Here is a 21,663-nt window from a genome sequence, read left to right on the forward strand (position 1 = left end):
CGTGCAGCCGATTTGCGCCATAATTTCGGCGATGCGTGCCCGAACGGCCGAGCCTGCTGCACTATTCGGCCGTGTCCAGCCTGGTGCTCGCGGGTGCGGCGAGCACCGACTCGGCGGCGGGCGCGTCCAACGGGTTTTCGAGCTCGTCCTTGGGCAGCTTGGCCCAGATGATCGCGATCAGCGCGACCACCCCCGGCACCACGCCCGCGATGACGAACGTCGAGGTCAGGCCGATCGTGGTGGAGACCGGGCCCGCCACGGCCATCGACACCGGCATCAGGCTCAGCGAGACGAAGAAGTCCAGGCTCGACACCCGGCCCAGCAGGTGCGGCGGCACCCGCCGCTGCAGCAGCGTCCCCCAGATGACCATGGGCGCGGAGAACAGCACGCCAAGGACGAACCCCATGGCCACGACCAGGCCGATATGGGTGGCCACGCCGATCACCACCAGCGGCAGGCAGCCGACGCCCCACATCAGGTTCATCCAGGTCAGATACCGGCGGGGCATCCGCAGCGAGGCCATCGCCAGCGAGCCGAGCGCCCCGCCCACGCCGTAGGCGGTGAGCACCCAGGCGTGGTCGCCGGGTCCGCCCGCGAGCCGGTCCTTGATGACGAACGGGACGAGCACCTCCAGCGGGCCCATCATGACCATGATCATGAGGCTGGCGAACAGCAGCGTCGCCAGCAGCCACGGGGTGCGCACCATGTAGGCGAAGCCCTCGCGCATGTCCCGCAGGATGGTCAGCCCGCCGTGGTCGGGTCCGAACTCGCGGCGCACCGCGGTGCGCGGCGCCAGAGTCAGCGCGAGCGCGCCGACCGTGCTGGCCGCCGCGGCGATGAGCACGGCCGTGCCCGGGTTGACCGCGGCGACCACCGCGCCCGCGACCGCCGGTCCGACCGCTTGGCCCACGGTGGGCCGGACCATGCCTTCGAAGCCGTTGACCGCCATCAGGTCGTCCTCCGGCACCAGCGCGGGCAGCCAGGCCGAGTACGCCGGGTAGTAGAACGCCTTGCCCGCACCGGTGGCGAACGCGACGACCACCAGATGCCACAGCGAGGTCATCCCGGTCAGTGACAGCAGCGCGACCAGCGCCAGGCCCGCCGCGTCGACCACGGCCACCGCCAGCAGGATCAGCTTCTGCGGCACCCGGTCGGCCACGACCCCGCCCAGCAGCGCGGGCAGCAGCAGACCGACCGCCGACGCGGTCGCCACCACCGACAGCTGACTCGGCCCGCCGCCGATGCGGATGACCTCCCAGACCATCGCGACGGTCCACACGCCGGTGGCGAACGTGGACAGCACCATGGCCAGTGCCAGCTTGCGGTAGGCGGGCACGCGGAAGGGCGCGAGCACCCTGGGCAGTCGAGTTGCGGTCGTATCGGACACCGCACTGGTGTACACCAACGGACCGACAGACACGTCCGAGTTTCAGAACGGCCGCGGCGACGCCGTGGCGGACAATACGATGGACACGCTGCCTGGCGTCGACGGCCACGAGCATCCCGCCCGGTTGCGACTGGAGCCCACCAGTGGACGTTGCCGGGGGGCATGGCCGCAGCTCGACTGGTAGTGCCGTCGGACCGCCGAGGATGTGTAACCGAGGTACTGGGGCCGCCCGGCGGACACCAACTCCGAGCAGAGCGCGGCCACCTCGGGCATCGGCAGCACGGCGAAGCCGCCGAACCGGGTCAGGTGCTGCTTGAACAAGGTCGCGGCGTAGGTGGTGCAGTTCCCTGGAGGAACGACACCCCGGGGTCGAAGTGGACAGTGCTTTGGGCGGCGATGCCATATCGGCCCTTAAGTCCAGGGTTGCCTCGGGCGGCCACTCGGGCGTGGGGTAGCCGCCGATGGTCGGGTAGCCGTGCGACAGCAGGGCCGCCGGTACTCGTCGCCCGACTCCGACACGATCATGGACAGCGGACGCGCACCAGATCCCGCGGCACCGTGCGGTGAACGCCGAGAGCAGGGCAGCCAGACCTGGCGCGCGCCGTGGGCTGGAGTCGCTGAAACGAAGGCCGTGAGATGTGGCGCAGGCCACACAGACTTCTCCCCATCGACGGGTTTGAGTCTATTAGACTCAAACTATGTTCACCAGGGAGGAAGCGCTCGAACGGGTCGAGGGGGCCCGTTCGCCCGCCGACTTGTTCGGACCGTTCGACGCGGCTCGAACGAAGGAGGCGCACCGGCTGGTCCGAGCCTTGGCGCTGGTGTTGCATCCGGACCGAGTGGGCGCGGACGACTCGAGGGCGCACGCGGCGTCGGCGAAGGTGAGCCAGTTCCATCGCATGTGGCCGCACTCGGACCAGGTGGTCATGCGTACCGCGCGCTCCGCCTATCCGATCGCCGGTCGGCACGCGGTGGGCAGTGTCGCCAACGTGTATCGGACCGACGGGCCGCAGGTGGTCAAGGTCGTCCGCGCCGCGGCGCTCAACCCGCTGCTGCACGCCGAGTGGGACGCGTTGCGCCGACTCGGCAGGCTCACCGACCAGCACCCGTGGCTGCGGCCCTACTACCCGCGGCTGGTCGACGAGTCCGGCGACGTGGGTCGTGGCGAGCGCGCTTTCACCGTGCTGGAGGCGTTGCTCGACGGGTTCGTGACGCTGGCGGACGTGCGCCGCGCGTTCCCCGGCGGGCTGGACGGACGCGATTACGCGTGGATGCACCGCAGGCTGCTGCGGGCGGTCGCGGGCGCGCACCGGATCGGTTTGGTGCACGGCGCGATTGTCGCGGAGAACGTGCTGGTACACCCCGAGCGGCACGGGATCGTGCTCGCGGGCTGGACGTTCGCCGTCACCGAGGGCGAGCGGCTGCTGGCGACGGACAAGACCATCTGCTACCCGCCGGAGGTTCGCGACGGGCACCCGGTCACCTCTGCCACGGACGTCCACATGGCACATACGCTGATGCTGGACCTGTTGGCGGACAACGAACACCGGCAACGCACATTCGCGCTCGGGTGCACGCAGGACAACCCCGCGAGACGGCCCGACGCCGTCGACCTGCTCACCGAGTACGACGAACTGCTCGAAGAACTCTATGGCGAACGGACCTTCCGGCCGTTCGCGCTACCCAGGACAGGAGCCTGACATGGGACACGGCAAATGGGACGACAACGCCTACGCGGCGGCCCGGACCTTCCGCGCCGCCAAGGGAGTAGACGACTTCGGCTACACCGCCACGCTGCGGTCGCGGCCCAGGGGCGAGTGGACGGCCGACCCCGCGCTCGACCCGAAGGGTGTGGTGGCGCGCGAGTGCCGCGACTCGGCCGACCACGCCGACTCCACCCCGATCGCGGTGCTGTTCGACGTCACCGGCTCGATGGGCACGGTGCCGCAGATCATGCAGCGCAAGCTGGGCAAGCTGCACGGCCTGTTGCAGCGCAAGGGCTACCTGGCCGATCCGCAGTTGATGTTCGGTGGCATCGGCGACGCCGACAGTGACCGGGTGCCGCTGCAGGTCGGGCAGTTCGAGTCGGACAACCGGATGGACGAGCAGCTGCGAACCATCTTTCTGGAGGGCAACGGCGGCGGGCAGAAGAGCGAGTCCTACGAGCTCGCGGCCTACTTCGTGGCCAGGCACGTGGTGACCGACGCGTGGCAGAAGCGTGGGCGCAAGGGCTACCTGTTCCTGATCGGCGACGAGCTGAACAAGCCGCGGCTGGAGGCGAAGCACATCCGCCGGATCATCGGCGACGACGTGCGGCAGGACATCGACCCGGCGTCGGTGTACCGGGAACTCGAACGCAAGTGGCATGTGTACTTCGTGCTGCCCAAGCAGTCGTCGTACTACGACGACCCGGAGATCGCCGACCACTGGCGCGGCCTGCTCGGCCAGAACTTCCTCAAGCTGGACGATCCCGGCGCGGTGTGCGAACTGATCGCCGCCACCATCGGCATGGAGGAGCGGGTCGTCGACCTGGACCAGGCGATGGTGGACCTGGCCGAGATCGGGTCCGCGGCGGAGAGCGTCTCGGTCGGCAAGGCACTCGTCCACACGGGCGGCGGCGCGGTGGCCGCGTCGCCCACGCCGCCGCTGCTCGACGGCCCCGACGACGTGACGTTGAGCTGATGGCCGGGCACATCGTCGTCGTCGGGCTCGGGTTCGGCGACGAGGGCAAGGGAGCGGTGGTCGACGCGCTGTGCCACGAACGCCCGGTGGTGTCGGTGGTGCGGTTCAACGGTGGCGCCCAAGCCGCGCACAACGTGGTCGTCGGGGACCGCCACCACACGTTCAGCCAGTTCGGGTCCGGCACGCTCTCCGGCGTGCCGACCCACCTCTCCCGGCACGTCCTGGTCGAGCCGATCGCCTTGGCCCACGAGTCGGAGGAACTGGCGGCGCTGGATGTCGCCGACCCGCTGCGGCTGCTGTCGATCGACGCCGACGCCCTGCTCACCACACCGATCCACGTGGCAGCGAACCGGGCGCGGGAGGACGCCCGCGGCCGCGCCCGGCACGGCTCGTGCGGCAAGGGGATCGGCGAGACGGTCTGGTATTCGCTGCTGGCGGGGGCTCGCCCCGGGGATGTGGTGGAGAGCCAGCGGGTGCTCGGCGTCCCCGGTCCGCCGCCTGTGGTGGGCGACTGCGCGCGCCCGTCGGTGCTGCGGGGGAAGCTCGACGCGCTGGCCCGCTTCTACGAGCCGCTGATCGGGGCGGGCACGTCGGTCGACGAGCTGGTGGCGCTGTATCGGGACTTCGCGGGCGCGGTCCGCGTCACGACCGGCGACGAGGTCGGCAGGCTCGCCGATCGGGGCAGTCTGGTGTTCGAGGGCGCCCAGGGCGTGCTGCTCGACCAGTGGCGCGGCTTCCACCCGCACACCACCTGGTCGACGGTGACCCCGGACAACGCCCTCGACCTGCTCGGGGGCCGCGAGGCCACGGTGATCGGCGTGACGAGGACATATCAGACCCGCCATGGCGCGGGGCCGTTCCCGACCGAGGACCGGAGCGTGCTGGCCCGGTACCCGGAGCGGCACAATGGCGCGGGCGAGTACCAGGGAGCGTGGCGCGCGGGGCACCTCGACGCCGTGCTGTTGCGCTACGCGGTGGCCGCGTGCGGTGGCGTGGACGCCCTGGCGGTGACACACCTGGACGTCGACGGGCTCTCCGTGGCCACCTCGTACGACGCGCCGCTTCCGGAATCCGGGCTCACCGAGTTCCTCGCCGAGCGCACCCCGGAGTTGGTCGACATGCCGGACCCGGTGGCGTGGCTCCAGGAGCAGTTGGGCGTGCCGGTGGTCGTGACGGGCGCGGGGCCCGACCGCGCCGACTACGCGGTGCGGGCACCGGTCCACCAGTGAGATGCGGGAGAATCGGGCCGTGATCGAGTCAACTCCCGTGTCGGTGGACGTGCTGGCGTTGCGCTTCGACCCGGGGGCGCGGGCGGTGCTGCTCGGGGTCGCCCCCCGCGCGTTCGACCCGTTCGCGGGCGAGATGGCGCTGCCCGGTGTACTCCTGGGCAAGGGCGAGCGGCTGCGCGACGCGGCCCGGCGTGCGGTGACCGGCAAGCTCGGGGTGCCCTCGGCGGCCGTCTCGGCGACGGGCCAGCTGACGACGTTCGACGAGCCGTCGCGAGACCCGCGCGGTCCGACTTTGTCGATCGCGTTGTGGTGCACCTTCGACGTGAGCCGAATGGACGGCGACCGCGCGACGTGGGCTCCGCTGGACGATGTGCCGCCACTGGCCTTCGACCACGACCGCATCGTCCGCGACTGCCGCCCGATGCTCGCCGACCGGCTGTGGCGCGACCCGGCGTTCACCGCGGGACTGCTGGGCGGCGAGTTCACCACCGCACAGGCACTGGACGTGACCGAGTCCCTCACCGGCGACCGTCCCTATCCGGCCAACCTCAGCCGCACAATGGAACGGGTGCCTGGCCTGGAACGCACCGCGCAGCACGCCGCCGCGCAGCCCAAGGGCGGCAGACCGCCCCTGGTGTGGCGCTGGAGCCCGTGAAGTCGGTTCCACAGGTCGCCACGTACCGTGGCGAGCGTGAGCATCCCCCTGAGCACCCGGTTCGCCGACGCCGTTCCCGAGATGGCGATCCCCTGGGCGGCCGACGACGCGCCGTCGCCCCGGCTGCTCGTGCTCAACGACCCGCTCGCCGTCGACCTGGGGCTGGACCCGGACTGGCTGCGGAGCCCGGACGGGGTGCGGTTCCTCGTCGGCCGTCACGTCCCGGAGGGGGCGAAGCCGGTCGCTCAGGCCTACGCGGGCCACCAGTTCGGCAGCTACTCCCCCCGGCTCGGCGACGGGCGCGCGCTGCTGCTCGGTGAACTGGTCCACGCCGACGGCCTGCCCCGCGACCTGCACCTCAAGGGGTCCGGCCGCACGCCGTTCTCCCGGGGCGGGGACGGGTTCGCGGCGGTCGGGCCGATGCTCCGCGAGTACGTCGTCAGCGAGGCCATGCACGCCCTGGGCATCCCCACGACGCGGTCGCTCGCCGTCGTGGCGACCGGGCGGGAGATCCGTCGCGAGACGGTGCTGCCCGGCGCGGTGCTCGCCAGGGTCGCCAGCAGCCACCTGCGGGTCGGCAGCTTCCAGTACGCGCGGGCCACCGACGACATCGACTTGCTGCGTCGCCTCGCCGACCACGCGATCGCCCGGCACCACCCGGCCGCCGCTGACGCCGAGAACCCGTACCTGGCGCTGTTCGACGCGGTCGTCGCCGCTCAGTCGTCGCTGGTGGCGCGGTGGATGCTGGTCGGGTTCGTGCACGGCGTGATGAACACCGACAACGTCACGATCTCCGGCGAGACCATCGACTATGGGCCGTGCGCGTTCATGGAGGCATACGACCCGGCCACCGTGTTCAGCTCGATCGACCACGGCGGTCGCTACGCCTACGGCAACCAGCCGGGCATCACCGGATGGAACCTCGCCCGGCTCGCCGAGTCCCTGCTGCCGCTGTTCGCCGACGACCAGGACCGGGCGATCGCGCTAGCCGTCGACGCGCTCGGCGCGTTCCCCGACCTGTACGAGAACGCGGTCACCGCGGGCACGCACGCGAAACTCGGCCTGCCCCAGGGCATCGACGCGGGCACGCTGGTCGAGGACCTGCACACGATCCTGCGCGACAACCACGTCGACCACACCTCGTTCCACCGCCGCCTCGCCACCGGCGCCGCCCGTGACCTGGTGCTCGACCTCGCCGCGATCGACGGCTGGCTCGCGCGGTGGCGGGCGCTTTCGCCGGACACCGACGCGATGCGGCTGGTCAACCCGGCCTACGTGCCGCGCAACCACCTCGTCGAACAGGCGCTCGCCGCCGTCGACGGCGACAGCACCCCGCTGACGCGGCTGCTCGACGCGGTGACCGACCCGTTCGCCGAGACCGCGGACCGGGCCGAACTCGCCGAGCCCGCACCTGCGGGCTCGGGCGCCTACCAGACGTTCTGCGGTACCTGAGCCGCCATCCGGGCCGATCTTCGTGCCGAGTCGGCCGTTCTCGTCGCGCCCGCTGTCGGCGGGCGCCGACAGACAACTCAGCGCACTCGGTCGGCTCCCCGCCTCGGGAGCGGGCAGCCGACCGAGTGATGGGCGGCTACCGGCCGACCCTCCAGGTCTGCCAGCCGTTGCCGAGCCAGGTCGAGGCGCCCAGGGCTTGGCCGTTGCTCGGGTAGAGATACATGTCCCCGGAGCCGGAGATCAGGACGGCGTCCGCCTTGCCGTCGGCGGTGACATCGCCGAAGTCGAGGGACGTCGCCATGGTCCAGCCGTTGCCCAGCCAGGATCGGGCACCGAGGGCTTGGCCGTTGCTCGGGTACAGATACAGATCCCCGCTCGTGGTCATGGCGACGATGTCGGCCTTCCCATCGCCGGTCACGTCGCCCGCATTGAGGTCCATTCCTGTCCACCCATTGCCCAGCCAGGTCCGGGAACCGAGGGCCTGGCCGTTGCTCGGGTACAGATACAGATCCCCGCTCGTGGCCTTCGCGACGATGTCGGCCTTCCCATCGCCGGTCACGTCGCCCGCGACGATCGCGGCCCAGCCGCCTGCTCCACTCCAGCCGTTGCCGAGCCAGGTCCTTGTGCCGAAGGCGGTGCCGTTGCTCGGGTAGAGGTAGAGGTCGCCGGTGATGCTCGCGGCGATGACGTCGGCTTTCCCGTCACCGGTCAGGTCGGCGACGTTGAGCGCTGCCCAGTCAGTCCCCCACCCGTTTCCGGCCCAGTAGGACGCACCTAACGCCTGTCCATTGCCGGGGTGGATGTAGAGGTCGCCAGCCGGGTTCACCGCCAGCACGTCGGCCTTGCCGTCGCCGGTGATGTCCCCGGTGGTGCCGCCGCCACTGACCGGTGGCGGTACTGGCGGAGCGGTCTCGGCCGGGACGGACTCGCCGGTGCCGCCTGCCCCCGGTGGCAGCGGGGCACAGCTCGCGGTGTTGCCGCAGGCGCTCTCGGGCGCCTGCCAGCCCACGTACCAGCTGCCCCGGGTCGCGGTGCCCGTCGGCATGCAGTGTGGGTAACGCGGATTGCAGTTGAGCTGCTCGGAAATGGTGCGTCCGAACTTGTTCAGTCCGTAGTAGCGGTAGACCCAGGCGGAATTCCAGCAGGCGAAGTATCTGGCACCGTTGCCGAACGCCTGCTCCTCGAACTTGTTTACGCTGCCTTCCATGCCCTGGTAGACGTGCTGGCGAACGTACTTCGTCGGCTTCGCGGTCTCGGGATCCTTCCAGCCGACGATCACCGGCTCGCCGATGAGGGCGGTGAGGCTGCTACAGGGTCCGGCATATCCGGTGGTGTGCTGGAACAGGAAGTACGCGGGTTGCAGCGTCGGTTGCGCCTGAGCCACCCCCGACGCGAGCGGCACCAAGGCGGAACCGACGAGTCCGAGGACGAGCAGCGCGCCGCGCAGGCTCGGTCTGGGCATTTTCTCTCCTGTGGATCCGGACTGAAGATCGGGCGGGGCAAGGATGGGACGGTCCCCCGGCCGACGGCACCCTGTTTCGGCCGCACCCGAAACTCGGCGGTAGCTTCCCTGGCGGGGATTTGTCCGGATTGCCGAGCGCGTGGGGGACAGAGTGCTGAGAGTGCACTTCACCATCGAGGACCTCGGACGTGTCGTCCTGGCCGGGCGCGGGGTACCGGTCCTCAGCGAAACGGTGCTCAGCCTGCAAAGCCTGCGGCGTCCTGACCGCACGGTCCGAGACGAGCGATGGCGGTGCGGCCTTCGGGGACGTCTGCCGAGCGAGGTCGGGCGGCTGCTCTCGCTGGTGCCGAGCCAGGGCTGGATTCCCGATTTCCTGACCCCCGACCGAAACGCGTTCAGCCTGTCCGGCGGACTGGAGACGATCCGCGACACGCCCGCGCGGCAGATCTCCGCCGAACTACAGCGCTTGGCCGCCGCGCACCGGTTGCCGCCGTGGGCGGAGAGCCTCGCACTCGGAGGCAAGGACGGCCTCACGACGATCACCGACGCGCTCGCCGCCTACCACGAGATCGCGGTCGCACCGCACGTCGCGGGCATGCGCGGGGTCCTGGACGCCGACCGGGCGCGGCGGATGACCGTGACGAGCGACCGAGGCGTCAGCGCGCTGCTCATGGGGCTGCATCCGGCGATCACCTGGGACCCGCCGGTCCTGCGCGTGCCCGCGCCGTTCGACGGCGACGTGCACCTGGCCGGGCGCGGGATCGTGCTGTCCCCGCTGATCTTCTGCGGGCCGCTGCCCCGACTCCTGGTGAACAACAGCCACGACCGGCCGCTGCTGGCCTACCCGCCGACCTTCGACACCGTGCGGCACCCGTTCGCGGCCCTCGACCCCGACCACTCCGACCGGCACGCCGAGGAAACCCTGGCCAGAGTCCTCGGAGCGACCCGCGCCGCGATCCTGCTGACCATCGCCCCATTCCCCGGGCTGACCACCGCCGCCGTCGCCACCCGCGCCTGCGTGTCGCTCTCGTCGGCGTCCGAACACGCCACGACGTTGCGGGAAGCCGGTCTGGTCATCAGCCATCGCGACGGCAACCGGGTCCGACACCACGCCACTGACGCCGCCATGGCTTTGCTCGCGGCGTCGGGAGCGAAGGTCACACCCGCTCGTGGTCGCCCACCGATTGCGGAGCTGTGACATTGTGCGAATCCGCCACAGGCTTCGAGTTGCGGGCGTCGGTGAGCGAGACCGAACTGCTCGGCGCCCGTCGAAGGACGCGGTGGGCCGGGAAGATTCGCTAGTTCGCGGATGTGTGGCTCGTAGTCGGGATCCGGGCCCCTGTGGCAGGTTCGGGCTCGGCGGCCGCGGCGAATGTGATGTGGACGGTCAGGCCGCCGCCCGGTCGCCGGTTGAGTGACAGCGTCGCGGCGTGGGCGTCGGCGATGGCTTTGACGATCGTGAGGCCCAGGCCGGTGCCCGCTCGCGCGGTTCGGTCCGTGCCCGCGCGGCGGAACGGCTGCACGATTCGGGCCAATTGGTCCTCGGTGACGTCCTGTCCGGTGTTGCTGACGGTCAACACGCTGTGGGCGCCGTCGGCGGCCGTGGTGACCGTGACGTGCCCGCCACGGACGTTGTGCAGGACGGCGTTCTCCACGAGGTTGCCGACCAGCTGCGAGAGCAGTTGCGGATCCCCCTCGGTCCAGGCCGGGCGCGGGTCGGCGCAGAGGGTGACGCTGTGTTGTTCGGCCAGACCGGTTCGGGCCGCGACCGCGGCCGCGACGGTGGCCGCCAGGTCCACCGGCTCCCGGTGTTCCAGACCTGCTTGGCCGTGGGCGAGCACGAGCAGGGCGTCGATGATGCGGCGCTGTTCTTCGCCCGCGGCGAGGATGCGCTCGTGTGCGTGGCGGAGGGCGTCGGCGTCGGCGGTCGGGTCGCCGAGCACCACTTGTCCGAGCACGCGCTGGCGGGCCAGCGGGGTGCGCAGTTCGTGGGACGCGTTGGCGACGAACAGGCGCTGCGCCGCGAACGCCGACTCCAGCCGGGCGAGCAGGTCGTCGATCGTGTCGCCGAGGTGCTTGATCTCGTCGTCGGGGCCGGTCAGGGCGAGGCGGCGGTGCAGGTCGGACGCGGAGATGTCGCGTGCGGTCGCGGTGATGGTGCGCAGGGGCCGCAGCAGTCGGCCCGCGAGGAACCAGCCGAGCACGACGGCGATCACCGTCATCAGCACGAGCGCGATCCCCGAGTTGGACAGCAGTTCACTCAGCATCCCGCGCTGCTGCTCATCGAGCACTCTGCGCATCTCGTCCTCGACCCGCCGTGGCACGGTCACCGGCGCGTACGGAGGCAAGGGACCGTCCAGTTCCGACCACACGGTCACGTGGATCTCGCCGTCCGGCCCGGAGGTTCGGACCAGCGCGTAGGTGATGGCGAGCAGCGTCGCGCCGGTGAGCGCGAACAGGACTCCATAAAGGGCCGTCAGTCGGACCCGAAGCCCGTTGCCCCGCAAGCGATCCCTCATATCCGGTAACCGGCCTTCGCGACCGTCTCGATCACGTCGGGTTCGCCGAGTTTGGCGCGCAACCTGCTGATGGTGATCTTCACCGCCGAGGTGAACGGGTCGGCGTGCTCGTCCCAGACCCGCTCCAGCAGTTCCTCGGCCGACACCGAGCGCCCTCCCGCGGCGACGAGGAGTTCCAGCACGGCGAACTCCTTGGGCCGAAGCTCCAGCCGCCGCCCCGCCCGGAACGCCGCGCGGCGGGCGGTGTCAACGGTGATCTCACCGCGGCGCAGCAGCGGCGGAAGCGCCGGGTTCGCCCGCCGGGCCAGTGCGCGCACCCTGGCCACCAGCACCGGGAGGTCGAACGGCTTGCCGAGATAGTCGTCCGCGCCAAGGTCGAGACCGTCGACGGTGTCCCGCGCGGACGCGGCGGCGGTGAGCATCAGGACCCTGGCACGCGCCCCGGCCGCGACGAGGTCGGCGCAGACGTCGTCACCGTGGCGCCCTGGCAGGTCGCGGTCGAGCACCACCACGTCGTAGTCGCTGGCCAGCGCCCGCTCCACACCGGAGATCCCGTCGTAGGCGACGTCGACGGCGAGCAGGTGCCCGCGCAGCCCGGCAGCGACGGCATCCGCCATCTCGCGGTCGTCCTCCACCACCAGCACACGCATGGCGACCATCCTCGTCGTCGTGACCGTCGGGGACCAGCGGAGCCAGGGGCACGTCCCCTGGCTCCGCTGTGGTCAGCCCGCGATGATCTCCGGCAGGTGGGCGTCGAACGTCGCGGCGAAGGTCCTGGACGGCTGGATCTCGCCCTGCGGGCGGGCGGCGTTGGCCAGGTCGGCGGCCCAGGTGGCCGACGCCATGCGCTGCTCTGGCGTGCCGTGGTGGCCGGGCATGGTGACCATGCAGTCCCCGCTCTCGAAGCGGACTTCTCGGCGCCGAGCAGGCGCTTGGTGTTCATCGCCTGACCTCGCGCGTGCGCGAGGTAGTAGGTGCTGAACGCGTCGGCCATGAGTTCGACGCGCCTGGTGCCCTCGGGGGTCTGGTCGCTCTCATCGATCAGGCCCTGCTGGTACTGCACCTGGTGGCCGAACTCGTGCGCGAGGATGCCCTTCGCCGCCGTGTCGCCGAGGCCGATGGCGGCCATCGCCTCCATCAGGCCGTCGCCCATCACGATCTTGGGCGCCCAGCGATCAGGCTCCGGCACCTCGTCGGGCGCGCCCGGCGCGGCGACCGCGTTGAGGGAGAACACCGGGTGCGCGCCACCGCGCAGCTTCGGCTCCTGCCCGATCAGGTCGATCATGTGCTCGGCGATCGGCCGCGCCTCCGCCTCGGTGACGCCGTACATGGTGGCGAGAACCCGGGCGGCGCGCGCCAGGTCGCTGAACACGTCCGTTCCGTGCATCGCGATGAGCTCGATGTCGCCGGACGGGATGTCCCAGAACTTCCGCAAGTCCCTGAACTCGTGGGTCAGCGCGTTCGTGTACTCGCCGTTGGGGCCGAACGACTGCGGTGTCGCGTCCGTCCCGAAGACAATCGCGTCGATGATCGGCATCGCGAAGCCGCCCGCCTCGCCGATCGCGTTCATGATGTCCGGGTCGAGTCCGGTGAAGACCGAGTCCAGGTATCGGTTGAAGTCGGTGTTCTCCGTGCACGTCGCACCGGACGCGGCGGCGAGCACGGCCCGCCACGTCTCCTCGACGCCCAAGCGTTCGAGGTTGGCAGCCAGCCGCTGCCGCCAGTCGGCGGGCAATGCCGCCTGGAGGGCCTCGACGTCGGCGCGCGCCGCCGCGGACATCGCCGGAGCACTCGGTTGCGCGGCGGCCACCGCCGTGGGCGCGCAGATCGAACACGCGAGGACCGCCGCGAGCCCCGCTGCCAGTGCGGATCGCTTCTTCACAGGAACTCCTGATACGTCGTTCGGAGGTAGTGGTGCAGTTCTAGTGAGAGCGCGGTTTCAGCGAGGTTTCCCCGCACTGGCTTCCCGACGTGGTCGACAGCCCGCTGCCACCGCTGAGCGACGACGACACCTGAGGGATCGAGCTCACGTTCCTGGATGCTGTGTCAGCGTCGACTACGGCAGCGCTGGCAGGTCGCCTCTGGCGTGGTGAGGTGGACGCGCGGGTTCTCCGCCTCGGCGGATTCGGCCGGGTACAGCTTCATCGCGCGGTGCCAGTGGTCGTGTGCTCCGGTGTGGTCGCCCTCGGCGGCGGCCAGGTGGGCGAGGCATTCCTCGGCGCGGGCCTCGGCCAGGGACAGGTCGCCGTCGAGGGCCATCTTGTGGGCCGCGGTGACGGTGTTGTGGGCCAGGTCCGGTTTTCCCGCGGCGAAGTAGGTCTCGGCCAGGCCGATCATGGCGTCGCACTCGGCCTCGCGCATGCCTGCCAGGTGGACGACGGTGACCGCCGCCGAGCCCGTCTCGATGGCTTCCTTGATGTGGCCGAGGCAGCGCAGGGCCACGCCGAGCCAGGCCAGGGCCAAGCCCTCGCCCCGGGTGAAGCCGATGCCGCGGCTGAGGGCCACGGCCCGGCGGAGGTGGTCGGCCGCGGCCTCGTCGTTGTCCTTGGCGTGGGACACCCAGCCGATGTTGATCAGCGCGACGACCTCGCCGGTCGTCCGGTTGGTCCGCTGGTAGTGCGCCTGTGCCAAGGCGAAGCTCTCCAGGGCCGCGGTGAAGTCGCCGAGGTTGCACTGGATGACGCCGAGGTTGAGGGTGAAGTTGACCTGGCTCTCCACGTCGCCCGCGCGCAGGGCCAGGTCCCTGGCGTCGGCGAAGTTGGCGCCCGCGTCGCGGAGCAGGCCCGCGCGGAACTGGATCTCGCCGAGATCGCTCTTCTGCGCGGCCAGCAGCATGTCGTCGCCGAGGTCCGCGCTGATCGCGATCGCCTGGCCGAGCAAGGCCATGACCTCGCTGTGCCCACCGTGTTCGCGTTTCGCGCGGGCCATGCTGGCCAAGGCGATGGACTCGCCGCGGCGGTGGCCGACCTGCCGCGTGGCCCGCAGCGCGCCGTCGAACAGCTCCAGCGAGTCGGCGCGGTAGCCCAGTTGGACGAAGTACGGCGTGAGCAGGCACGGGAGCTGCCAGGCGTGGCCGGGCCAGTCGTGGGTCGCGGCGAACTGGGCGACGGCGACCATGTTGCGGTGTTCGAGGTTGAGCCGGTCGACGTCGTCGGTGGCCGAAGTGGACACCGGGACGGCGGCGGGCTGGTAGCGCAGCTCGGGCTCGAACCGCTGCCTGCCCATGGTGAGCGGACGGCAGCAGACGTCGGCCAGGTGCAGGTAGTAGTCGAACAGCCTGCCGCGCGCCGCGGTCAGGTCGGCGGCGGTGTCGGCCGACTCGGCGAGCGCGCGGCCGCAGTCCTTGAGCAAGTCGTGCATCAGGTAGCGGTTCGCGGTGCGCTGGTCGAGCAGGTTGCAGTCGACCAGGTCCTCCAACGCCTGCTCGGCGTCGGCGAGTGGGAGATCGGCGACGGCGGCCGCGGCGTAGGCGTCGATGTCGGGGCCGGGCGCCAGCGACAGCAGCCGGAACACGCGCTGCTGCACCGGGGAGAGGTGCTGGTAGGACCACCCGAGCACGCCCGCGACACTGCGGTCGTCGACGGTCAGCGTGCGGGCTCGGCGGCACGTGTCCCGCAGTTGATCGGCGAGGTGCGAGACCGTCCAGCCCGGCCGGTGGCGCAACCGCGACGCGGCGATCCGGATGGCCAGCGGGAGCCTGCCGCACAGCTCGACCACCTCGGCGCGGGCGGCGGCCTCGGCCTCGACCCGGCGGGGGCCCGCGATGAGGGTGAACAGCTCGCCCGCGTCGGCGGCGGGCAGCGCGGCCAGCGACAGCGGCACGGCGCCCTCCAGCGCGAGCAACTGCCTGCGGCTGGTGATGATCGCGACGCTGCCTGGGGCCCCGGGGAGCAGCGGGCGGACGTGCGCGGCGTCGGCGGCGTTGTCCAGGACCACGACCACCCGCTGTCCGGCGATCTTCGACCGCCATAGGTCGCGGCGCGCGTCCAGGCTGGTCGGGATCGCCTCCGGAGCGACCCCGACCTGGCCTAACAGCGCCTCCAGGGCGACCGCGGGCGCGACCCTCTCGTCATCGAGGGTGAAGCCGCGAAGGTCCACAAAGTACTGTCCATCTGGGTACGCGGAGGCCAACTGGTGGGCGACGTGCAGTGCGAGGGTGGTCTTCCCGACCCCGCCCATGCCGTCGATCGCCACGATGGCAGGCGCCCGGTCCGGCACCTCGGCGATAGCCGCGACAAGGCGGCGGATCTCGGACTTGCGGCCGGTGAAGTCGGAGCAGTCGTAGGGCAGGAACGAACCGGACGCGGGCTTCGGCCGGTCGTCGCCGCGCAGGATCTTGCCGTGGAGTCGCCGCAGTTCCACCCCTGGGTCGGCACCGAGTTCCTCGGCCAGCACCTTGCGGCCGTCCTCGAACACGGTCAATGCGTCCGCCGACCGGCCCGCGCGGCACAGCGCCATCATCAGGGTGGCGCGCAGCGACTCGCGCAGCGGGTGTTCGGCGACCAGCGGGGCGAGGTCGCCCAGCAGCGAACCGACCTCGCCGAGGTCCAGCCGCAGCCGGGCGAGCCGCTCGGTGGCGATCAGCCGCTCCTCCCGCAGGCCGTCCGCCGCCCGGCACAGCATCGCGGTGTCCAAGCCGTCGAGCGCGGGCCCGCGCCAGACGGCCAACGCCCGCTGCAGCAGCCGGACCGCGTCCATGGTCCGGCCCTCGGCGGCCGCGGTCTCGGCGGCGGCCACGTCCGCGCGGAAGACGTCGGCGTCCAGGTCGCCGGGCGCGACGTCGAGCTGGTAGCCGACGGTGCTGGTGGCGAGGTCGTCGGCGAGCACGCGGCGCAGCGCGGCGGCGGAGTTGTAGACCTGCCGTTTCGCGGTCTGCGGCGGGTCGTCCCAGAGTTCATCGACCAGCCTGGTGAAGGAGACCACCGAGTTGGCGTTCACCAGCAGCAGTGCGAGCAGCTTCTGCTGCCGCTCCCCGGACGGTTCCGGCAGGCCACCCGCCGAGACGACCTCGAGCGGACCGAGGATCCGGTACTTCACACGCAATCTCCCCCGGGCAGCCTCGTCACCCAGCACCAGCGAACGACGACGTATTGTAAGGCTCCGCCATCCCGCCTTCGGGCAAGATTCACTTATCCGGCGTAGCGGACGTTGACAGTCCTGTGCCGTCTGGTGTGAGATCTGCACGCATCGCGACCGAATCGTCGCGGCAAGTTACTCAATTGGAGTGAATCAGCTATGAGAAAGCCCGCGTTCCTCGGCGCCTTACTGGCCGCCGCGGCCCTGGTTGTGGCCACCCTGATCGGCACGTCGGCCGAAGGGGCACCGGACCAGACCGGCGACGTCACCGCCGCCACCGCGCCCTGTTTCTGCTGACACGCGGTCGATAATCGACGATCAGGAAACGCCGACCGACCACGCCGCGGCCGCGCGTGGATTCATCACCACCGCCGCCGCATTGGCCGTTCTTCTCGCCGTGACAATGCTGAGCCAATTTCCGTCCGCGATGGTCGGCGAATGGATCAGCGCGCAGGCGAAAACGCATCAGGTCATTTGGCCGCAGGGGTGGGCGTTCTACTCCAGAACGGACACGGCGAGTTTCGTCGTGCTCTATCAGCCTGACCAAGCGGGCAGGCTGACGGCGGTCACCCATCAGGCGGCGGACCCGGAACACCTGTGGGGCCTGCGGCGCGTGGTCAACGGCGAGGTCGTCGAGTTGGCGGCCGTCGGCGCTCTCGTCCCCCGAGAGCGCTGGCGGCCCTGCGGCGGGACCGACGTCGACACCTGCCGCCCGGCACTGGACGGCACCCCGCCCACCCGGATCACCGCTCCCCTCCGGGTGATCACGGCGTGCGGACCGGCGCTGCTCGCCAGGGAACGCCCAGCGCCCTGGGGTTCGGGGACGAGCAGGGTCATCAGTGAGGTCGCTTCGGTGGAGTTGACGTGCCCGCGCTAGCCGGGGTCCGCAGGCGTGTGTTGGCTGACGCGGCCCGGTTCGACCCGCGAACACGGTGGTACGCGGTGGGCCGGTCGATGCTCGCCCTCGCCACCTTGTCCATCGTGGTGGCGACCCCGGACTCGGCGCTGTTCCCCTACCTGACCGCCCAGCCCGAAGGCCCCCGCTGCGACGGTCTGCGCTCCCTGTCGCTCTGGTGCGTCGGCGGCGGGAGTCCGGCGGCGCTCACCATCGCTCGCGTGGTGACGGTGTTGGTGCTGGTCCTGGTCGCGGCGGGCTACCGACCGCGCTGGACGTGCGTGCCGCACTGGTACGCCACGGTCAGCGTCGGCGTCAGTGTGTACGTCCCCAACGGCGGCGACCGGGCCGCCCAGGTGGCGACGCTGCTGCTCATCCCCCTGTGCATCGGCGACCACCGGCGCTGGCACTGGACAACCCCCACCGCGCCGCCGCCGCCCTGGTCAGGCGGTTCGGCGTACGCCGCGCACCTGGCGCTGCGGCTGCAGGTCGCGATCATCTACGGACACGCCGCGGTCGCCAAGCTCACCGAGGCGATCTGGCGGGACGGCACCGCGGTGCACTACGCGATGCAGGACGCCTACTTCGGCGCGCCCGACGGGCTCCTGCGTCTGGTCGAGTCCGTCCCGGGACTGGTGTTCGCGCTGACCTGGGGCGCGATCGCCCTCGAAGTGGTCATCGCGGTGGCCGTCCTCGGCGGCCCTCGGACCAGGACCGTGGCCCTGACCTGCGGTGTCGCGCTGCACACCGCCTTCGCCGCGGCGTTCGGGCTGATCAGTTTCGCGCTGGTGATGATCTCGGTGCTGACGATCGTCCGCAGCAGATCGCGCTGACCCCGTCACACCATTCGGCCTCGAGCCGATGTCCATCTTGCTGTGCATTGGTCGCCGATGCAGACCCGATGCAGGCCATTGTTTGACTTTCACCGCGGCGGAACGATCCCGCCGCCGATGAGCCGTGTCCATTCCGGGGATGACTCAGGGGAAAAGATCAGGTGCCTCGAATCCGAGGTAGGTCACGCGGACCCAGGGCGGGCCGCGCAGTGAGGGGGATGTATTGGAATCGGGGAGAATCACCATATTACTGGCCGATGTGCAGCCGATCGTCCGGCGGGGACTGGCGGCGCTGCTGGCGCGGTCACCGGAGATGACCGTCGTCGCCGAGGCGGCGACCGCCCGTGACACGACTCGGCTGGCGGTGCTCTACCGGCCGGACGTGGTGGTGATGGACGCCGAACTGCCGGGCGGCGAGGTGGACGCGACGATCCGCGAGCTGGCGCGCACCGTGCCCGCCACCGCGGTGCTCGTCTTCACCGCGGTCGACGACGAGGACACCGTGGTCGCCGCCGTCCAGGCGGGCGCGCGGGGCTACCTGCTCAAGAACAGCGCCGACGACGGCATCGTGCGCGCGGTCAAGGGCCTCGCGCATGGCGACGCCGTGCTCGGGCCGGGCATCGCCGACCGGCTGATCAGCCGCATCGGCAGCAGGGCGGCCCGCCACCAGGATCTGTTTCCGGAGCTGACCGGGCGCGAGCAGGACGTGTTGGAGCTGATGGTGGCCGGGATGCGCAACGCCGCGATCGCCGCGCACCTGCACCTGTCCCCCAAGACCATCGCCAACCACATCTCCACGATCTTCGGCAAGCTGCACGTCACCAGCCGGTCCGAGGCGATCGACCTCGCCAAAGGGCTGCGTCGCGGCCGGGCGGGCGGGCCTCCGCTCGAACTCGTGCGCACCGCGCCGGTCGCCGCGCCGCGGCAGTTCCACCGTCCCGTTCCGCTCGCCGGGCGAACCCCGGCCGCGATGGCCACCTCGTAGGAAGAGTTGATGTCAGTGTTGGATCTCGACGCGATCGCCGCCCGGCTCGAACCCCGCTTCGGCAAGGCGACGCACCGCTGGGTGCCCGGGCTGCCCGACAAGGTGGCCGCGCTGGCCGAGGAATGGGAACTGGAGATCGGAGCCGAGTTCAAGTCCGGGAACTCGTCGGTGGTGCTGAGCTGCCTGAGCCCCAAGGGCGACGCGATCCTCAAACTGTCCCCCGACGCGTACTCGGTGGGCGAGGAGACCGCGATGCTGCGCCAGTTCGCACCCAGCGGCCGAGTACCGGCCGTACTGGCCGCGACGCGGGGGGCGGTGCTGCTGGAGGCGATCCGGCCGGGCGCGCTGGTGGAGAAGTTACCGGAGCCGCCGTCTCCCCAGGACTACGCCAGGTTCCTGACCGACCTGCACTCCGCGGGTGACCCGGCAGCGGCGCCGCGGCAGCTCGCGGACTGGATCGAGGTGCTGTTCAGCTCCGCGACCAAGCGCGGCGCGGACCTCACCCGGTCGCGGGAGCTGCGCGACGAGCTGCTGGCCGAGCCGACCGACACCGTGCTGCTGCACGGCGACCTGCACCTTGGCAACGTGCTGACCGCCGACGACAAGGGCCTCGTCGCCATCGACCCGATGGCGTGCGCGGGCGACCCGTGTTTCGACGCGGTCGACTACGTGCTGGAAGGACTCGACCGCGCGGAGATGGTCCGCAGGCGCGACGAGCTGGCCGCCGCGGCGGACATCGACGTCGAGCGGCTCGACAAGTGGTGCCGGGTGACCGCGCCGATCGGCGCGACCCACGTCAGCAACCCCGGTCACTCCGCCGAGCTGAGCGCGTTCGGCCGCGGCGAGTACTGACCTGTCTAGTGCTGTGTCCATGAACGTTGTCGGGCTATCGGCGGATCCAGGTTTCCGCTGGGCGCGCCGCCGGAACGCCACTCGTACTGGGTGTACTTGGGCGGTGCGGCCAGCGGGAAGCTGGGCCGTCGAGAGCCTGGCAACGTTCGTGGACACAGCACTAGCAGAGGACCGTTCCCGGTTCCCGTCGGCGGAACACCCGAGTTCCCGGGTACATCTCCCGGGTCGCACACTGCCGGCGGGAACCCGGGCGGCCACAGCATTGTTTCGACTGATCCCCTTGACCCAGGACGTGTAACCATGCCCAGCCTTGCCGGCTTGTTCGAGAAAGTCATCCCGCCCGATCCGCTGCGCCGCAAGCTCATCGCGATCCGGCTCGCCGAGTCGATCGGCAAGGGCGTGTTCATCTCCGGCAGCGTCGTGTACTTCACGCTGCACGTGGGGCTGAGCGCGGGCCAGGTCGGCCTCGGGCTGTCCGCGGCGGGCTTCGCCGGGCTCGTCTCGTCGATCGTGTTCGGCATGATCGCCGACCGGATGAGCAGGCGCAAGCTGTTGTGCATCCTGTTCGTCCTGCTCGCGCTCGGCTTCGGCCTCTACTCCGTTGTGGACAGTGCGACCAAGTTCTACGTGCTGGTGATGTGTGTCGGCTTCCTGGAGTACGGCACGAGTCCGACGAACAGCGCGCTGATGGGGACCCTGGTGTCACCGGACGAGCGGGTCCGGCTCAAGGCGATGATGCGGTCGGTGTTCAACATCGGCTTCAGCGTGGGCATCGGTGTGGCCGCCGCGGCCGCGCTGAGCCCGAAGCTGCTCGTGGTGATCCCGCTGACCACCGCGGCGCTGATGATCGTCGCCGCGATCCTGGTCACCCGGCTTCCCGAGGGCGAGTCCAAGCCGATCCCCAGTGGTGTCAAGCGGTTCGCCGCGGTGCGCGACCTGCCGTTCCTCGGCGTGATCGGCGTGTCGATGGTGCTCGCCTCGCACATGACGGTCCTGCTGGTGGCGCTTCCGCTGTGGGCGCTGAACCGCACGTCCGTCCCGCACTTCCTGATCCCGCTGCTGCTGATCGTCAACACGGTCTTCGTGATCCTGTTCCAGGTCCGGGCGAGCAAGGGCGCCGAGACCGTCGCGGGCGCGTCGAACACCGCGCGGAAGTCCGGATACTGGCTGGCGGGTGGCCTGCTGGTCATCGCCGCGACCGCGCTCGAGGACAACGCCGTGCTGGTCTCGGCGGCGATCGTGGCCGCCGTCCTGATCCTGTCGGTCGCCGAGATCATGCAGTCGGCCTCGGCGTGGGGGCTCGGCTTCGGCTTGGCGCCGGAACACGCCCAGGGTGAGTACCTCGGCGCGTTCGACCTGCACGTCATCACCCAGAACATCATCGGACCGGCGATCCTGTCCGGGATCGTGGTGGCCTTCGGGTTCTGGGGCTGGGTCGCGGTCGCGGCGCTGGTCCTCGTGGCCGCCTCGGTGATCACCCCGGTCGCGCGGTACAGCGAGCGCAGGCTCGCCGCCACGCAGCCCGAGCAGGTCGGCGACGTCGTCGCGGCCTGACGTTTCCCGATCGCAGCCCGGATGGCGCCCGCCTGGCGCCATCCGGGCTTTTCGTTGCTCCGGATACGTCCTTCGATTCCCG

Annotated in this window: 19 protein-coding genes; 13 read left to right on the plus strand and 6 right to left on the minus strand. The window is 70.8% G+C overall.

Going from position 1 to position 21,663, the window contains the following annotated elements; genetic code table 11:
- Positions 1-61 precede the first annotated feature (61 nt).
- Positions 62-1,387, minus strand: coding sequence for an MFS transporter (locus ACSHT8_RS05820; RefSeq protein WP_436498434.1), 1,326 nt, complete (start codon positions 1,385-1,387; stop codon positions 62-64).
- Positions 1,388-2,085: 698 nt separating this feature from the next.
- On the opposite strand from ACSHT8_RS05820, the gene ACSHT8_RS05825 reads away from it, so the two are divergent.
- The 5 genes from ACSHT8_RS05825 to ACSHT8_RS05845 are packed head-to-tail and all read left to right on the plus strand — an operon-like array spanning position 2,086 to position 7,405.
- A complete protein-coding gene (locus ACSHT8_RS05825) occupies positions 2,086-3,087 on the plus strand; it encodes an adenylate cyclase (RefSeq protein WP_436498436.1) in 1,002 nt (333 codons plus the stop codon).
- A 1-nt stretch (position 3,088) separates the two neighbouring features.
- Complete coding sequence (locus tag ACSHT8_RS05830) at positions 3,089-4,069, plus strand: hypothetical protein (protein WP_436498438.1); 981 nt, start codon at positions 3,089-3,091, stop codon at positions 4,067-4,069.
- A complete protein-coding gene (locus ACSHT8_RS05835) occupies positions 4,069-5,298 on the plus strand; it encodes an adenylosuccinate synthetase (RefSeq protein WP_436498440.1) in 1,230 nt (409 codons plus the stop codon). Before ACSHT8_RS05830 ends, ACSHT8_RS05835 begins: the two co-directional genes overlap by 1 nt.
- A gap of 19 nt (positions 5,299-5,317) precedes the next feature.
- A complete protein-coding gene (locus ACSHT8_RS05840) occupies positions 5,318-5,953 on the plus strand; it encodes an NUDIX domain-containing protein (RefSeq protein ID WP_436498442.1) in 636 nt (211 codons plus the stop codon).
- A gap of 36 nt (positions 5,954-5,989) precedes the next feature.
- Complete coding sequence (locus tag ACSHT8_RS05845) at positions 5,990-7,405, plus strand: protein adenylyltransferase SelO (RefSeq protein WP_436498444.1); 1,416 nt, start codon at positions 5,990-5,992, stop codon at positions 7,403-7,405.
- 136 nt (positions 7,406-7,541) lie between these two features.
- Here the strand turns inward: ACSHT8_RS05845 and ACSHT8_RS05850 are convergent, their stop codons facing one another.
- Positions 7,542-8,867 carry an FG-GAP repeat domain-containing protein gene (locus tag ACSHT8_RS05850; protein ID WP_436498446.1) on the minus strand — a complete coding sequence of 442 codons (1,326 nt, stop codon included), beginning with the start codon at positions 8,865-8,867 and terminating at the stop codon, positions 7,542-7,544.
- A gap of 160 nt (positions 8,868-9,027) precedes the next feature.
- On the opposite strand from ACSHT8_RS05850, the gene ACSHT8_RS05855 reads away from it, so the two are divergent.
- Entirely contained in the window at positions 9,028-10,065 is a 1,038-nt protein-coding gene (locus ACSHT8_RS05855; RefSeq protein WP_436498448.1) for an ArsR/SmtB family transcription factor, read from the plus strand.
- 100 nt (positions 10,066-10,165) lie between these two features.
- Here the strand turns inward: ACSHT8_RS05855 and ACSHT8_RS05860 are convergent, their stop codons facing one another.
- The 3 genes from ACSHT8_RS05860 to ACSHT8_RS05870 form a co-directional block, all read right to left on the minus strand.
- Entirely contained in the window at positions 10,166-11,386 is a 1,221-nt protein-coding gene (locus tag ACSHT8_RS05860; protein WP_436498450.1) for a sensor histidine kinase, read from the minus strand.
- On the minus strand, positions 11,383-12,036 hold the full coding sequence (locus tag ACSHT8_RS05865; RefSeq protein WP_436498452.1) for a response regulator transcription factor: 654 nt from the start codon (positions 12,034-12,036) through the stop codon (positions 11,383-11,385). Before ACSHT8_RS05865 ends, ACSHT8_RS05860 begins: the two co-directional genes overlap by 4 nt.
- A gap of 72 nt (positions 12,037-12,108) precedes the next feature.
- The gene (locus ACSHT8_RS05870; protein ID WP_436498454.1) at positions 12,109-12,273 is read right to left on the minus strand and encodes a hypothetical protein; all 165 of its coding nucleotides are present in this window, start codon (positions 12,271-12,273) and stop codon (positions 12,109-12,111) included.
- A 71-nt stretch (positions 12,274-12,344) separates the two neighbouring features.
- Between ACSHT8_RS05870 and ACSHT8_RS05875 the strand changes: the two genes are divergently transcribed.
- Complete coding sequence (locus ACSHT8_RS05875; protein WP_436498456.1) at positions 12,345-13,280, plus strand: hypothetical protein; 936 nt, start codon at positions 12,345-12,347, stop codon at positions 13,278-13,280.
- 152 nt (positions 13,281-13,432) lie between these two features.
- Here ACSHT8_RS05875 and ACSHT8_RS05880 read toward each other — a convergent pair whose 3' ends face one another.
- The gene (locus ACSHT8_RS05880) at positions 13,433-16,423 is read right to left on the minus strand and encodes a BTAD domain-containing putative transcriptional regulator (protein WP_436498458.1); all 2,991 of its coding nucleotides are present in this window, start codon (positions 16,421-16,423) and stop codon (positions 13,433-13,435) included.
- A gap of 198 nt (positions 16,424-16,621) precedes the next feature.
- Here ACSHT8_RS05880 and ACSHT8_RS05885 point away from each other — a divergent pair, with 198 nt between their 5' ends.
- The 6 genes from ACSHT8_RS05885 to ACSHT8_RS05910 all read left to right on the plus strand — a co-directional run bounded on the left by ACSHT8_RS05885 (position 16,622) and on the right by ACSHT8_RS05910 (position 21,581).
- Positions 16,622-16,759, plus strand: coding sequence for a hypothetical protein (locus tag ACSHT8_RS05885; RefSeq protein WP_436498460.1), 138 nt, complete (start codon positions 16,622-16,624; stop codon positions 16,757-16,759).
- A 130-nt stretch (positions 16,760-16,889) separates the two neighbouring features.
- The gene (locus tag ACSHT8_RS05890) at positions 16,890-17,339 is read left to right on the plus strand and encodes a hypothetical protein (RefSeq protein WP_436501999.1); all 450 of its coding nucleotides are present in this window, start codon (positions 16,890-16,892) and stop codon (positions 17,337-17,339) included.
- Positions 17,327-18,190: a sporulation-delaying protein SdpB family protein gene (locus tag ACSHT8_RS05895; protein ID WP_436498462.1), complete on the plus strand. Its 864-nt coding sequence runs from the start codon at positions 17,327-17,329 to the stop codon at positions 18,188-18,190. Before ACSHT8_RS05890 ends, ACSHT8_RS05895 begins: the two co-directional genes overlap by 13 nt.
- A gap of 223 nt (positions 18,191-18,413) precedes the next feature.
- Positions 18,414-19,175 (plus strand): LuxR C-terminal-related transcriptional regulator, encoded by a 762-nt coding sequence (locus tag ACSHT8_RS05900; protein ID WP_436498464.1) that lies wholly within the window; start codon positions 18,414-18,416, stop codon positions 19,173-19,175.
- A gap of 9 nt (positions 19,176-19,184) precedes the next feature.
- Entirely contained in the window at positions 19,185-20,027 is an 843-nt protein-coding gene (locus tag ACSHT8_RS05905; RefSeq protein WP_436498466.1) for an aminoglycoside phosphotransferase family protein, read from the plus strand.
- Between the two features lie 318 nt (positions 20,028-20,345).
- Entirely contained in the window at positions 20,346-21,581 is a 1,236-nt protein-coding gene (locus ACSHT8_RS05910; protein WP_436498468.1) for an MFS transporter, read from the plus strand.
- Positions 21,582-21,663 lie beyond the last annotated feature (82 nt).

This window comes from Actinokineospora sp. HUAS TT18 (genome assembly GCF_051364635.1).
Taxonomy (GTDB): domain Bacteria; phylum Actinomycetota; class Actinomycetes; order Mycobacteriales; family Pseudonocardiaceae; genus Actinokineospora.